This is a genomic window from Pseudosulfitobacter pseudonitzschiae, assembly GCF_002222635.1.
Classification (GTDB): Bacteria; Pseudomonadota; Alphaproteobacteria; order Rhodobacterales; family Rhodobacteraceae; genus Pseudosulfitobacter; species Pseudosulfitobacter pseudonitzschiae_A.
In genome coordinates, this window is record NZ_CP022415.1 from 3,282,273 (window position 1) to 3,294,519 (window position 12,247).

Consider the following 12,247-nt stretch of genomic DNA (forward strand, 5'->3'; position numbering starts at 1 on the left):
GACCCCTCAGGATGCGGCTTTAAACAGCCCCTGTTCCTTGATCTGGGCATAGGATTCATCCAGCGCGGTGCGGGCACGTTTGCCCATTTCCGTGATCTCTTCAGGGGTGATGATCAGCGGAGGCGAGATCACCATGCGGTCATAGACGTGACGCATGATAAGGTTGTTTGCAAAACTGCGTTCACGCGTCATGTAACCGGCGGTGCCCGCATCGGCCGCAAATTTGGCGCGGCTGTCTTTGTCCGGTGTCAGCGCCAGCGACGCCATCATGCCGACAATCTTGGTTTCGCCCACCATCGGGTGATCGCCCAGACCGTGCCACATCTCGGCCAGTGCCGGGGCTGCCACGTTACGGACGTGGTCCAGCAAACTTTCGTCTTCCATGATCCGCAGGTTTTCCAACGCGACGGCGCTGGCGACGGGGTGACCGGAATAAGTATAGCCGTGGTTGAACTCACAGGCGTTCATCACCTCGGCCACTTCGTCCGACACGATTGACCCGCCGATGGGCTGGTAGCCGGATGACAGACCTTTGGCGATGGTCATAATGTCGGGCTTGATTCCCACTGTGGTTGATCCGAACCATTCGCCGGTGCGGCCAAAGCCGCAGATCACTTCGTCGGCGATCAACAGGATTTCGTATTTGTCGCAGATGCGCTGGATTTCCGGCCAGTATGTTGATGGCGGTACGATAACGCCGCCCGCGCCCTGAATCGGTTCGGCAATGAAGGCGGCGACACGGTCTTCTCCCAGTTCAAGAATCGCTTTTTCCAGTTCTTGCGCACGTTGCAGCCCAAAATCTTCGGGCGTTGCGCTGCCGCCCTCGGCCCACCAGTTGGGCTGGTCGATGTGGTGAATATCAGGGATCGGAAGCCCGCCCTGTGCGTGCATGGGGGTCATCCCCCCCAAGCTGCCCGACCCGACGGACGAGCCGTGGTAGGCGTTCTTGCGGCTGATGATGATGGATTTGGACGGCTTACCCTTTTGCGTCCAATAAGTGCGCACCATGCGGATGTTGGTGTCGTTCGCTTCTGATCCCGAACCGGCAAAGAACACATGGTTCAGATGCGCTGGCGCCAGTTCTGCAATCTTGGCGGCAAGTGCGATGACCGGTGCGTGCGATGTCATGAAAAAGGTATTATAAAAGGGCAGTTCGCGCATTTGGCGCGCAGCAACGTCCGCCAGTTCGCCGCGGCCATAGCCGATGTTGACGCACCACAAGCCGGCCATACCATCCATGATATGGTTGCCCTCACTATCCGTCAAATAGACGCCATCGGCACGGGTGATGATACGCGCACCCTTGGCCGCCAGTTCGTTGTTGGTGGTAAATGGGTGCATGTGGTGTGCGGCATCCAGCGCCTGCAATTCGGCGGTGGGCAAATGGTTGGTAATTGCGGCCATGACGGTGTCCTTTTTATCCGAAATGCGGTTGAGTGCATAATATGATCAAATATTGCACTGTCAATCCGACTGGTCCCGAATCACCGTGGTGCGGGATCTTCGGACAATGCGATTCGGACCTGTACCATCCCTTGGCGAATGTCTTCGGCAATGGCGTTGCGCGCGGCGTCTGCGTCTCTGTGTTTTAGCGCCTCGAGCAGTTCGGCATGTTTGTCCGGCAGGTTCGAGGTGCCGAACCGCCCGCACACGACCCGTAGTGAGGGCCCAAAGCGTAGCCAAAGTGCGTCAGCTGACTGTGCCAGAATGGGGGCGTTCGCAACCGCATAAAACGTCGTGTGAAAGGCGTGGTTTAGCCGTAAATAGCCGCTGATATCACCTGCGGAGATCGCTTGGTTCAGGCCGTTGTCTATGGTGGTTAGTGTCGCGATATTGTCGGAAGAGACATATTTTGTCGCCCGAAATGCCAGCTCGGGTTCCAGATTTAACCGCATAAATTCAAGTTGTTCCAAGGTATGTAAATCCAGAACCGGCACCGATGCGCGGCGGTTGCCCTGCATGACCAGTGCGCCTTCGGCGGTCAGCTTACGGATCGCCTCGCGCACGGGCGTCATACCCGCGTCCAGCAAGGCCGTAAGACCCTGGATCGTGATCGGCTGACCGGGGGCCAGATCACCAAACAGAACTGCATCGCGCATCTTTGCATAGACTGCTTGGTGGGCAGGCGTCTTGGCGATCTGCGCTGCGGGGGCGGCTTTGCTGCGAAGCGCCTCTTTTTTCAGCGTTGCATTCATTGCGATCTCACTTTCTGGCACCTCTATGGCGAACCGCTTGCACGGCTCCATTTGCCATGAAAGCATAAAACATCTTGCCGAAAAGGGCAAAACTTGATCAAATTACACCAAGCCGGGATCAACTCGGTCTGATGAACGGGAGAATATTATGACTAAGATGATGCTTAGCACAGTTGCAGCTTTGGCTGTCGTTGCCACTTCGGCAATGTCCGAAGAGGTGCGCGTTTACAACTGGTCTGACTATATAGACGAAGCCTTGCTGACCAAGTTCGAGGAAGAAACAGGCATTGACCTGATCTATGATGTTTTTGACAGCAATGAAGTGCTGGAAACCAAAATGCTGGCCGGATCATCCGGCTATGATGTTGTAGTGCCGTCGGGCACCTTCTTGCAACGCCAGATCAGTGCGGGCGCTTTCCAGAAACTGGATAAATCCAAGCTGTCGAATCTGGACAACATGTGGGACGTGATCAGCAAACGTGTCGGCAAATACGACCCCGGCAACGAATATGCGATCAACTATATGTGGGGCACCACCGGCATTGGTGTGAACATCGACAAAGTCAAAGAAGTGCTGGGTGAGGATGCACCCGTCAACTCGCTTGCGTTGATCCTTGATCCTGCCAATATGGAAAAACTGGCCGATTGCGGCGTTCACTTTCTTGATGCACCGGCTGAAATCATTCCGGCCGCTCTGAATTACATCGGCGAAAACCCCGATGCGCAAGACGCCGAGACCATCAGCAAAGCCGAGCCTGTTCTGTCCGCCATCGCACCCTTTGTTCAGAAATTCCACAGTTCTGAATATATCAATGCACTGGCAAATGGCGACATTTGTGTGGCTGTTGGCTGGTCGGGTGACGTTTTGCAGGCGCGCGACCGTGCTGCCGAGGCCGATAACGGCGTGACCATCGAATACTATGCGCCAAAAGAAGGTGCGCTGATGTGGTTCGACAATATGGCGATCCCCGTAGACGCGCCAAACCCCGATGGCGCGCACAAGTTCCTGAACTTTATCATGGACGCGCAGAATATGGCGGCGGCATCGAACTATGTCTACTACGCCAACGGTAATCTGGCGAGTCAGGAGTATCTGGTCGAGGACGTGATCGGCGATACGGCGATCTATCCTGACGCCGCGACGCTGGAAAACCTCTACACCACCTCGCCGTATGATGCGAAAACCCAGCGCGTCGTCACGCGCATGTGGACCAAGGTCAAATCGGGCACCTGAACTTGATTGGGGGGCGCGGCCATCGGGACCGCGCCCCAACTTCTCTGTGATTTCTGTGAGGAATGATTTTGGCCCAGACCGTATTCGCCCCTTGGGATGATCCGCAGCAAAAGCCTCTGATTCAGTTTGTGGGCGTGACCAAGCGCTTTGGCGACTTTGTGGCGATCGACAACCTGACTCAGGATATTTACGAAAAAGAATTCTTTGCCCTGCTTGGCCCTTCGGGTTGTGGTAAAACCACGATGATGCGGATGCTGGCGGGCTTCGAGACACCAACAGAAGGTTCTATCCTGCTTTCGGGGCAGGATATTGCGGGTGTGCCGCCGAACAAGCGCGCCGTGAACATGATGTTCCAGTCTTATGCGCTGTTCCCGCACCTGACAGTCTGGGACAATATTGCCTTTGGTTTGCGCCGGTCTGACATGCCCAAAGACGCCATTGCCGCCCGCGTCGAGGAAATGTTGAAGCTGACCCGTCTTTCCAAGTTCGGTCGTCGCAAGCCACACCAGATTTCTGGGGGCCAACGTCAGCGAGTGGCGCTGGCGCGGTCGCTGGCCAAGGCGCCTAAACTGTTGCTGCTGGACGAACCGTTGGGCGCGCTGGATAAAAAGCTGCGACAGGACACCCAGTTTGAACTGATGGACATTCAGGAAACCACCGGCACCACCTTTGTCATCGTGACCCACGATCAGGAAGAGGCGATGACCGTCGCCAGCCGTGTCGCCGTGATGGACGAGGGGCGTATCATTCAGGTGGCCACCCCCGAGAAGATCTACGAGGTGCCAAACAGTGTCTACGTTGCCGATTTCATCGGCGATGTGAACATTCTGGAAGGTACGGCCAAGCCCAACGGCACTGAAAGCTATGCCATTGACTGGGGCAACGGCGCACCGGTCACCGCCACCAGCGTGCGGCCTTTCACTGACGGGCAAAAAGCATTTCTGGCGATCCGCCCCGAAAAAATCGCGATCAGCGCCGAGTGTCCAGCGGATGCCGTAAACGCAGTGCAGGGCAAGGTTCTGGACATCGCTTATCTGGGCAATCTGTCGACCTATCACGTTGAACTGCCCACTGGTCAGGTGATTAAGGCGCAATCCGCCAACACACGCCGTGTGTCACGCCGTGCATACACATGGGAAGACCCTGTCTGGCTCAGTTGGAGCGCCACTGCCGGCGTGTTGTTGGTATCGTGAGACGCTTTGCCCTTATAGCGGTGCCGTATCTCTGGCTGTTGGCACTGTTTCTGGTGCCCTTCGCCATCGTCTTCAAAGTTTCACTGTCGGATTTCGCTCTTTCGATCCCGCCCTACACGCCAACCATGAAAGACGGCTTTGCCGCGCTGATTTCAGGTCTGGATTTTGAAAACTTCGTCTTTCTGACGCAGGATGATCTGTATTGGAAAGCCTATGTCAGCTCGTTGCAAATCGCATTCTTCTCGACCATTGCAACGCTGCTGGTCGGCTATCCGATGGCCTATGGTATGGCTCGCGCGCCCGAAGAATGGCGCCCGACACTGATGATGCTGGTGATCCTGCCGTTCTGGACCTCGTTCCTGATCCGCGTTTACGCGTGGGTTGGAATCCTCAGTACCGAAGGGTTCCTGAACCAGCTGCTGTTGTGGATTGGTGTGATCAACGAACCGCTGACCATCCTGAACACCAACTGGGCGGTCTATATCGGCATCGTCTATACCTATTTGCCCTTCATGATCCTGCCGATCTATGCCGCTCTCGAGCGGCTGGACGAAAGCCTGATCGAAGCCGCCGAAGACCTTGGCTGTTCGCGGATGCAAGCCTTCTGGCTGGTGACGATCCCGTTGTCGCGTAACGGCATTGTGGCGGGTTGTTTTCTGGTGTTCATCCCCGCGCTGGGCGAATTTGTGATCCCGTCATTGCTGGGCGGATCGGGTACATTGATGATCGGCAAGGTTCTGTTCGAGGAATTCTTTGCCAACCGCGACTGGCCCGTGGCCAGCGCCGTTGCTGTAATACTGCTATTGATCCTGATCATTCCGATCATCCTGTTCCAGCGCAACGAACAGCGGCAGCAGGAGGCAGAACAATGAACCGTCTCAGCCCGTTCAATGTCGTCAGCCTGACGTTCGGCTTCGCCTTTTTGTACCTGCCAATGCTGATTCTGGTGATCTTCAGCTTTAACGAATCCAAGCTGGTCACAGTCTGGGCGGGGTTTTCGACCAAATGGTACGGGACCCTGATCCAGAACGAGGCGTTTCTGGACGCCGCTTGGGTTACGCTGAAAGTCGCCGTGATGTCGTCGACACTCGCCACGGTTCTGGGCACGATGGCGGCCTATGTTCTGGTGCGTGGTGGTCGGTTTCTGGGCCGCACGCTGTTTTCCGGCATGATCTATGCGCCATTGGTAATGCCCGAAGTTATCACCGGCCTGTCGTTGCTGTTACTGTTTATTGGCATCGGCATGGACCGTGGGGTTATGACTATCGTTCTCGCGCACACCACCTTTTCGATGTGCTTCGTTTCGGTCGTGGTGTCGTCACGCCTGTCTACCTTCGACCGCTCGTTGGAAGAGGCAGCGTTGGACCTTGGGGCATCGCAGTTCAATGCCTTTCGGTTGGTGACGCTACCGATCATCGCGCCTGCGGTTATATCTGGTTGGTTGCTTGCGTTCACGCTCAGCCTTGATGATCTGGTTATCGCGTCCTTTGCCACGGGGCCGTCGGCCACCACACTACCAATGAAAATCTGGTCGTCTGTCCGGCTGGGCGTATCGCCCGAGATCAACGCTCTATCGTCGATTCTGATCGGCATCGTTACGATTGGTGTGATTACCGCGTCTTTGATGTCCAAACGCCATGCCGTGCGCGTGCGTCGTGAAGAACAGGCCGCGCAGCGCGTCACATGAAACATATTTATGCAGACTATGCCTATGGAAACGGCCCGCGTGATGGATGTTGGTGGGACGAAACCTGTGATCTACCTGACTTTCCGGCGTTAGAGGGTGATATCACCTGCGATGTGGCGATCGTCGGGGGCGGTTTTACCGGCCTGTCGGCGGCCCTAGATCTTGCGCAAGCGGGTGTTGACGTCGTGGTTCTGGAGGCCGAATACGTTGGCTGGGGCGCGTCGGGTCGCAACGGTGGGTTCTGCTGTCTGGGGGGCGCGCGGATAGATGACGCGGGTCTGGATCGCCGCTTTGGTCGCGACGGGCGGTTGGAGTATCGCAAGGCTGAACGCGACGCTATTGCGCTGGTCGAGCAGATCACCCAGACCCACGGCATACACGTCGACCGCCATTCACAGGGTGAAACGGAACTGGCGCATCGGCCCAAGGATATGGATGCCCTGCGTCGCGCTGCCGATGCCGTAGCCGAAAACCACGGTGTAGCGTGCAATCTGGTTCCGGCTGACGATTTGGCCGATCATGGCCTGGCCGGACCATTTCATGGGGCGCTGACTATCCCCATTGGTTTTGCTTTGAACCCGCGCAAATATGTCGCCGGATTGGCTGTTGCCGCTCGGGATGCGGGCGCGCGAATATTTGGCAAAAGTCCTGTGCAGAGACTGAAAAAGAAGCAACGTTGGTCTTTGACTGCTGGCCGTGAGGTGACAGCAGATCAGGTAGTGATCGCCACCAACGGCTATTCCTCGGATGATCTGCCCGCTTGGCTGGCCGGGCGCTATATGCCCAGCCAATCCAACGTTATCGTCACCCGCCCGCTGACCCAGCAAGAGCAAGTCTGCGCGGGCTGGACCAGCGATCAGGCCTGCTATGACACGCGCAATCTGCTGCACTATTTCCGCAAGATGCCGGACGGGCGGTTCCTGTTCGGGATGCGCGGTGGGCTGACCTCGAACCCCGCCGCCGAAGCCCGCGCCCGTCGGCGTGTTCGCAGTGATTTCGAGACGATGTTCCCCGCATGGCGCCATATCGAAAGCGCCCACAGTTGGTCGGGCATGGTGTGCATTGCGCGCGATATGCTGCCGTTTGTCGGCGCTGTGCCGAACCAACCGGGTCTGTTTGCCAGTCTGTGCTATCATGGGAATGGCGTTGCGATGGGCACCTATGCGGGCCAAAAAATGGCTAGGTTGATCACAGGCAAAGACGAGGTGCCGGTGGCGATGGCGAAACCGCTTTCACGGTTCCCGTTGGGTCAATTTAGACGCGCGGTCATGCCTGCCGCCTATGCGGGCTTTATGCTGGCCGATCTGTGATACAACTGCGTCTTTTGCGGCTTATTTCGTGATCGTAATTACCGCAGAGTTGACAGGGTGGATCGCACCTTCCATCTCGAACGCAACAAGCAGAGCAGAGGAACCAGCATGAAAATCGCAATGATCGGAACCGGCTATGTCGGACTGGTGTCGGGAGTGTGTTTCTCGGACTTTGGGCACGATGTGGTTTGTGTCGACAAGGATCCCAAGAAAATCGAATTGCTGGAACGTGGCGAGGTGCCCATTTACGAGCCGGGTCTTGATGATCTGATGGCCAAAAACGTGGCGGCTGGGCGTCTTTCCTTTACCGGAGACCTGAAAACCGCCGTTGACGGGGCCGAAGCTGTCTTTATCGCCGTCGGCACGCCAACACGCCGTGGGGATGGCCATGCAGACCTGACCTATGTCATGGCTGCCGCGGCCGAGATTGCGGATGCGTTGACCGGTTACGCGGTGATCGTGACGAAGTCGACCGTGCCCGTTGGTACCAACCGTCAGGTTAAAAAGACGGTTCACAAAGCCAATCCAACCGCCGAATTCGATGTCGCCAGCAACCCTGAGTTTCTGCGCGAAGGTGCAGCCATTGACGACTTTATGCGCCCCGACCGCGTTGTTGTGGGTGTTCAGAACGACCGTGCTGCCGAAGTGATGAACCAGATTTACCGCCCGCTTTATCTGCGCGACTTCCCGATCATGACGACTGATCTGGAAAGCGCCGAGATGATTAAATATGCGGCGAACGCGTTTTTGGCGACCAAGATTACTTTCATCAACGAGATTGCTGCGCTGTGCGAACGCACTGGCGCCGATGTGAAAACCGTGTCGCAGGGCATGGGGCTGGACGGGCGCATCGGCAACAAGTTCTTGCATGCTGGCCCCGGCTATGGCGGCAGCTGTTTTCCCAAGGACACGCAGGCGCTGGCCCGCATGGGGCAGGATCATTCGATGCCCATGCAGCTGACCGAAACGGTGATTAAGGTCAATGATGAGATCAAGCGACGGATGATCGACAAGGTTATCGATCTGTGTGGTGGCAGTGTGAATGGAAAAGTCATTGCGGTGCTGGGCGTGACGTTTAAACCCAACACGGACGACATGCGTGACAGCCCCTCATTGACGATTGTGCCGGCACTGGTCGGAGGGGGTGCCAAGGTGCGAATTGTCGACCCCCAAGGTCGCCGCGAGGGCGAAGCGCTGTTGCCGGGGGCCAACTGGTTCGAGGATGTGTATAAAGCGACCCAGAACGCCGATGCGGTTGTGATCCTGACTGAATGGAACGAATTCCGCGCGCTTGATCTCAAGCGTATCGTCAAACGGATGACAACACCGGTAATGGCCGATCTGCGCAACATCTATTCGCAAAAAGACGCCAAGCGGGCCGGTTTTCTGGCCTATACCTCGGTGGGCCGCGAGGACTACGGTATCGACCGCTAGGATGGTGCGCGCAGTCCAGTTACATCATCGGCCAGAACGGCAAGGTTACCTTTCAGGATCAGAATCGTCTGCCCTTCTTCGATCCGCGCTTCGGTGACGCGCCCATAAGTTTGGGCGCGTTCGGTCAGCAACAGCTGATCGCCCTGATAGCTTTCAATTTCAAAGGTGTAGTTGCCCTGCGGGAAGGTGGACCCGTTCAGCTCTGCAACGCCGTGCCACTGCACTCCATCAGGGGAAATTGGAATACCCTGACGCTGAACTTCGTTGCCTTGGGCATCGTAAACCACCAGATAAGCAGAATCCGCAGCCGACAAGGGGTTGGGCGCGATCGTCACTGGTGCGCCGTCAAAGTGGGCGGGGGCGTATGACAACGCCTCCATCCCGATCCATCCAGACAGCGCGTCCACACTGGTTTGTGTCGTACTACCCAATTGCAGCGCAGTACTGAGCGTCTTCAGCAGATCGTTGGTTTGTACCTGTTGTTCAACCATCGAAAATTGTGCCAACTGGGCCGCGTAATCCGAACTGTCCATCGGCTCCAGCGGGTCTTGAAAACGTGCCTGAGTGGTCATCATTTTCAGGAATGTTTCAAAATCTGACGACACCAGAGAAGCGGCTTTGTCAGAAACTACTCCGGCGTTTGATTGTTGTTGCGCTTGGACCTGCGCGGTGACGGAGGCAATACTCATGCGGGTGGCCCTTATATTCTGAGATCCATAGCGGAATCCGGTGAAAGCAGCGCGCCTTGGCGCTCGTCTGAGTGTGTCGCAACAATTGGCGATTCTGGGGCCGTTGTGCCGGAGCCTTTGCCCGACGGGTTGTCCGGCTGATCTTGCGCACCATCACCACCCGAAAAGGCGAAATCCACATCCGTGTAACCCATGTCGGTAAATTCGCGGTCCAGTTCGCCGATGTTTCGACGCATCAGGTCCAAAGTTTCAGGACGCTCGGCATGGATGATTATCGACACTCCGGCGTCTGTGGTCGAAAGAGACATACGGACGCGGCCAAGTTCCGCCGGGCTGAGCGTAAGTTCTATTGACCGGTCGCTGCTGGTTTTCAGTGTGTCCGCAATCTGTTTGGCAACTGTAGCATGCAAATGTTGTGGCGCAGGCATCGTGGGCGCGCCATTGGCCGATGCAGAATGCGTACTGGAAAGGCGACTCTCTGCTGCAAGCAGGATCTGGTCAGGCTCCGTTGAATGTAGTTCTGCCAATACCCCCCCCGGTTGGGAAGGAGAGCCTGTTATACGGCTTTGAATCTGAGCCTGCGAAGGGGCGACAGGAATCGCCCGATTGGTCCGGAACGCTGTCGACGTACTTCGTGCCTTTTCGACCTGATGTATGTCAAAATGGCGTTCACGTCTGGCGTGCGCGTCGAGCGGTGCGGTCGTTTGTTGCAGCGCAGCGACTGTGCCTCTGTGCGGCGGCGCTGTATGTTCTTCCGAAGGCGGTGTTGATGTACCTGAAGTAATCTGTTCAGCAGTTTGGGGTGTGCTCGCAGTTGGCTTGTTAAGCAATTGCATCAGCAACGGATTGTGCGCATGCGTATCAGGCTGCAACCTCTGTGAGGCGCGCGTCGCAGTGGTGGACGCTTGCGAAATTTCTACACGCATCTGTACCTCTGCTGACGGTTCCAGACCGGACGCGGGCTGAACCGGTGGTATGTTTGTCTGCTGAAAGTGTGCGCCGGTCGCGTCACGCGGCGTGGAGTGAGACGCCTGCGACGGAGATAGAGTCAGGTTATTAACCTGCGCATCCGTTAAAGTAATACCCTGAGTGCTTTGGGCCAACGGGCGCAGACCAGCGGCGATAATCGCGGATATCGGATTTGCCGAAGACCGGACCAAGCCGAGCGTGGTGGCTTGCGTTCCGGTGGCATCCTCTTTTGAATTCTTAATTGCCGTTTCCGACTGGGCAATCGCAGGGTTCGCGTGGGTGATAGACGAGGTTCCTGCAACAAAGGCACGGGCTGGTAAAGTTGTTTCCACATTTGGCGATATCGAATCACTGCCGCGCGTCGATGCGGTTTTGGCTGCTCCCAAAGTCGCATTAGCACTCAATTGCATGCCAAGGGACGCTTGTGAGGGAAAGGCGGCTTTTGATTCCACAGCTTCTTTGGGTTCGCGCACATGCAAGTGTGTGGCGACGGGTGGTGCCATTTCGATGTCAGAAAAGGCTTGATCCTCAGGCTGTGCAGGATTTTCCTGACTCTGGGAGTCAATAGGCTCTTCAGTCTCTGACGTGGGTTCTTTCGGCTCTAACGCGGATAATTCGAGCTCGTTTCTGGTAATTGGACTGGCAAGCAATTCAAACGCCGCAGCGAAGCTGATAGCGGGATCAACCACCGTTGACGGGTTGGACCAATGTTGTGATGGCGTGTCTGTCTGGATCAGGGGAAATAGCTGCACGAGACCTCCGGGAATTCTTCCACGTATCCGTCTTATGCCTGTCGATGGTTACCGCTTCTTTACCGGTCATGGGCAATGATCTGGAAAATGTGAAGCATTTGAAGGGATATCAAGATGCAAGTGACACCAGATTTGCCATGTCGTACGACACTGCGCGCGCACGGTGCAGATACGGAATTGCGTGCTGTCGCGGACCAACTCGAAGCAAGCTTTCTGGCCGAAATGCTGAAATCCGCAGGATTTGGCCAGTCGCGCGACAGCTTTGGCGGCGGCGCAGGCGAGGAACAATTTTCGTCCTTTCTGGTGCAGGCGCAGGCCGAAAAAATGGTTGCGGCAGGCGGCATTGGCCTTGGTGAATCGCTGTTCAACGCATTGAAAGGTCGAATCCATGAAGGATGAAACAATAGAGGACGCGGTAAACGCGTTGGATGATCTGCTGGATCAGGAACGTGCTTCTGTGCTTGCGGGCGATCTGGACAGAATTGCACGCACATTGGATCTGAAACAGACACTGATCGAGCGGTTGAATGGTCAGGATGTGCCGGATCGCGCAGCGCTTGAAGCGCTGAACGCCAAGGTTTTGCGCAATCAGTCACTGCTGAATATGGCGCTGGAAGGGGTGCGTGCCGTGACGCGGCGGCTGGATGCGATGCACCGTATTCAAAGCGCCTTGGATACCTATGATTCCCGAGGCAAGAAAAAGACTGTTGCCTTGACCCCCAACCGGTCAGTGGAAAAGCGCGCTTAAGGTGGTTTTACTTAAATCCGATGAAATGGGTGTGCC

12 protein-coding genes are annotated in these 12,247 nt (G+C 56.4%); 8 read left to right on the forward strand and 4 right to left on the reverse strand.

The genetic code is table 11. The features are described 5' to 3' along the window. Nucleotides 1-6: 6 nt before the first annotated feature. The gene (locus tag SULPSESMR1_RS16160) at nt 7-1,404 is read right to left on the reverse strand and encodes an aspartate aminotransferase family protein (protein WP_089421795.1); all 1,398 of its coding nucleotides are present in this window, start codon (nt 1,402-1,404) and stop codon (nt 7-9) included. Nucleotides 1,405-1,484: 80 nt separating this feature from the next. Beyond that, nucleotides 1,485-2,195: a GntR family transcriptional regulator gene (locus tag SULPSESMR1_RS16165; RefSeq protein ID WP_089421796.1), complete on the reverse strand. Its 711-nt coding sequence runs from the start codon at nt 2,193-2,195 to the stop codon at nt 1,485-1,487. Nucleotides 2,196-2,343: 148 nt separating this feature from the next. On the opposite strand from SULPSESMR1_RS16165, the gene SULPSESMR1_RS16170 reads away from it, so the two are divergent. The 6 genes from SULPSESMR1_RS16170 (at nt 2,344) to SULPSESMR1_RS16195 (ending at nt 9,053) form a co-directional block, all read left to right on the forward strand. Continuing rightward, complete coding sequence (locus SULPSESMR1_RS16170; protein WP_089421797.1) at nt 2,344-3,429, forward strand: polyamine ABC transporter substrate-binding protein; 1,086 nt, start codon at nt 2,344-2,346, stop codon at nt 3,427-3,429. Between the two features lie 62 nt (nt 3,430-3,491). Next, nucleotides 3,492-4,622, forward strand: coding sequence for an ABC transporter ATP-binding protein (locus tag SULPSESMR1_RS16175; RefSeq protein WP_421086560.1), 1,131 nt, complete (start codon nt 3,492-3,494; stop codon nt 4,620-4,622). Continuing rightward, complete coding sequence (locus tag SULPSESMR1_RS16180) at nt 4,619-5,494, forward strand: ABC transporter permease subunit (RefSeq protein ID WP_198362812.1); 876 nt, start codon at nt 4,619-4,621, stop codon at nt 5,492-5,494. Before SULPSESMR1_RS16175 ends, SULPSESMR1_RS16180 begins: the two co-directional genes overlap by 4 nt. Beyond that, nucleotides 5,491-6,309 carry an ABC transporter permease subunit gene (locus SULPSESMR1_RS16185; protein ID WP_089421799.1) on the forward strand — a complete coding sequence of 273 codons (819 nt, stop codon included), beginning with the start codon at nt 5,491-5,493 and terminating at the stop codon, nt 6,307-6,309. Before SULPSESMR1_RS16180 ends, SULPSESMR1_RS16185 begins: the two co-directional genes overlap by 4 nt. After that, the gene (locus tag SULPSESMR1_RS16190) at nt 6,306-7,619 is read left to right on the forward strand and encodes an NAD(P)/FAD-dependent oxidoreductase (RefSeq protein ID WP_089421800.1); all 1,314 of its coding nucleotides are present in this window, start codon (nt 6,306-6,308) and stop codon (nt 7,617-7,619) included. The genes SULPSESMR1_RS16185 and SULPSESMR1_RS16190 overlap by 4 nt, the downstream gene beginning before the upstream one ends. A gap of 108 nt (nt 7,620-7,727) precedes the next feature. Further along, nucleotides 7,728-9,053 carry a UDP-glucose dehydrogenase family protein gene (locus tag SULPSESMR1_RS16195; RefSeq protein WP_089421801.1) on the forward strand — a complete coding sequence of 442 codons (1,326 nt, stop codon included), beginning with the start codon at nt 7,728-7,730 and terminating at the stop codon, nt 9,051-9,053. On the opposite strand, the gene SULPSESMR1_RS16200 is transcribed toward SULPSESMR1_RS16195, so the two are convergent. Both SULPSESMR1_RS16200 and SULPSESMR1_RS16205 read right to left on the reverse strand, forming a co-directional pair. After that, nucleotides 9,050-9,742: a flagellar hook capping FlgD N-terminal domain-containing protein gene (locus SULPSESMR1_RS16200; protein ID WP_089421802.1), complete on the reverse strand. Its 693-nt coding sequence runs from the start codon at nt 9,740-9,742 to the stop codon at nt 9,050-9,052. The genes SULPSESMR1_RS16195 and SULPSESMR1_RS16200 overlap by 4 nt on opposite strands. Nucleotides 9,743-9,753: 11 nt before the next feature. Further along, entirely contained in the window at nt 9,754-11,463 is a 1,710-nt protein-coding gene (locus tag SULPSESMR1_RS16205) for a flagellar hook-length control protein FliK (protein WP_157729031.1), read from the reverse strand. Nucleotides 11,464-11,577: 114 nt separating this feature from the next. Between SULPSESMR1_RS16205 and SULPSESMR1_RS16210 the strand changes: the two genes are divergently transcribed. Further along, nucleotides 11,578-11,862 carry a rod-binding protein gene (locus SULPSESMR1_RS16210; RefSeq protein ID WP_089421804.1) on the forward strand — a complete coding sequence of 95 codons (285 nt, stop codon included), beginning with the start codon at nt 11,578-11,580 and terminating at the stop codon, nt 11,860-11,862. After that, nucleotides 11,852-12,211 (forward strand): hypothetical protein, encoded by a 360-nt coding sequence (locus SULPSESMR1_RS16215; protein WP_089421805.1) that lies wholly within the window; start codon nt 11,852-11,854, stop codon nt 12,209-12,211. Before SULPSESMR1_RS16210 ends, SULPSESMR1_RS16215 begins: the two co-directional genes overlap by 11 nt. Nucleotides 12,212-12,247: the final 36 nt, after the last annotated feature.

Excerpts from the sequence above, each read along its gene's own strand:
- SULPSESMR1_RS16160 (WP_089421795.1), bottom strand. The coding sequence starts at position 1,404 with ATGGCCGCAATTACCAACCATTTGCCCACCGCCGAATTGCAGGCGCTG.
- SULPSESMR1_RS16200 (WP_089421802.1), bottom strand. The coding sequence starts at position 9,742 with ATGAGTATTGCCTCCGTCACCGCGCAGGTCCAAGCGCAACAACAATCA.
- SULPSESMR1_RS16210 (WP_089421804.1), top strand. The coding sequence starts at position 11,578 with ATGCAAGTGACACCAGATTTGCCATGTCGTACGACACTGCGCGCGCAC.
- SULPSESMR1_RS16165 (WP_089421796.1), bottom strand. The coding sequence starts at position 2,195 with ATGAATGCAACGCTGAAAAAAGAGGCGCTTCGCAGCAAAGCCGCCCCC.
- SULPSESMR1_RS16185 (WP_089421799.1), top strand. The coding sequence starts at position 5,491 with ATGAACCGTCTCAGCCCGTTCAATGTCGTCAGCCTGACGTTCGGCTTC.
- SULPSESMR1_RS16175 (WP_421086560.1), top strand. The coding sequence starts at position 3,492 with ATGATTTTGGCCCAGACCGTATTCGCCCCTTGGGATGATCCGCAGCAA.
- SULPSESMR1_RS16195 (WP_089421801.1), top strand. The coding sequence starts at position 7,728 with ATGAAAATCGCAATGATCGGAACCGGCTATGTCGGACTGGTGTCGGGA.
- SULPSESMR1_RS16190 (WP_089421800.1), top strand. The coding sequence starts at position 6,306 with ATGAAACATATTTATGCAGACTATGCCTATGGAAACGGCCCGCGTGAT.
- SULPSESMR1_RS16215 (WP_089421805.1), top strand. The coding sequence starts at position 11,852 with ATGAAGGATGAAACAATAGAGGACGCGGTAAACGCGTTGGATGATCTG.
- SULPSESMR1_RS16170 (WP_089421797.1), top strand. The coding sequence starts at position 2,344 with ATGACTAAGATGATGCTTAGCACAGTTGCAGCTTTGGCTGTCGTTGCC.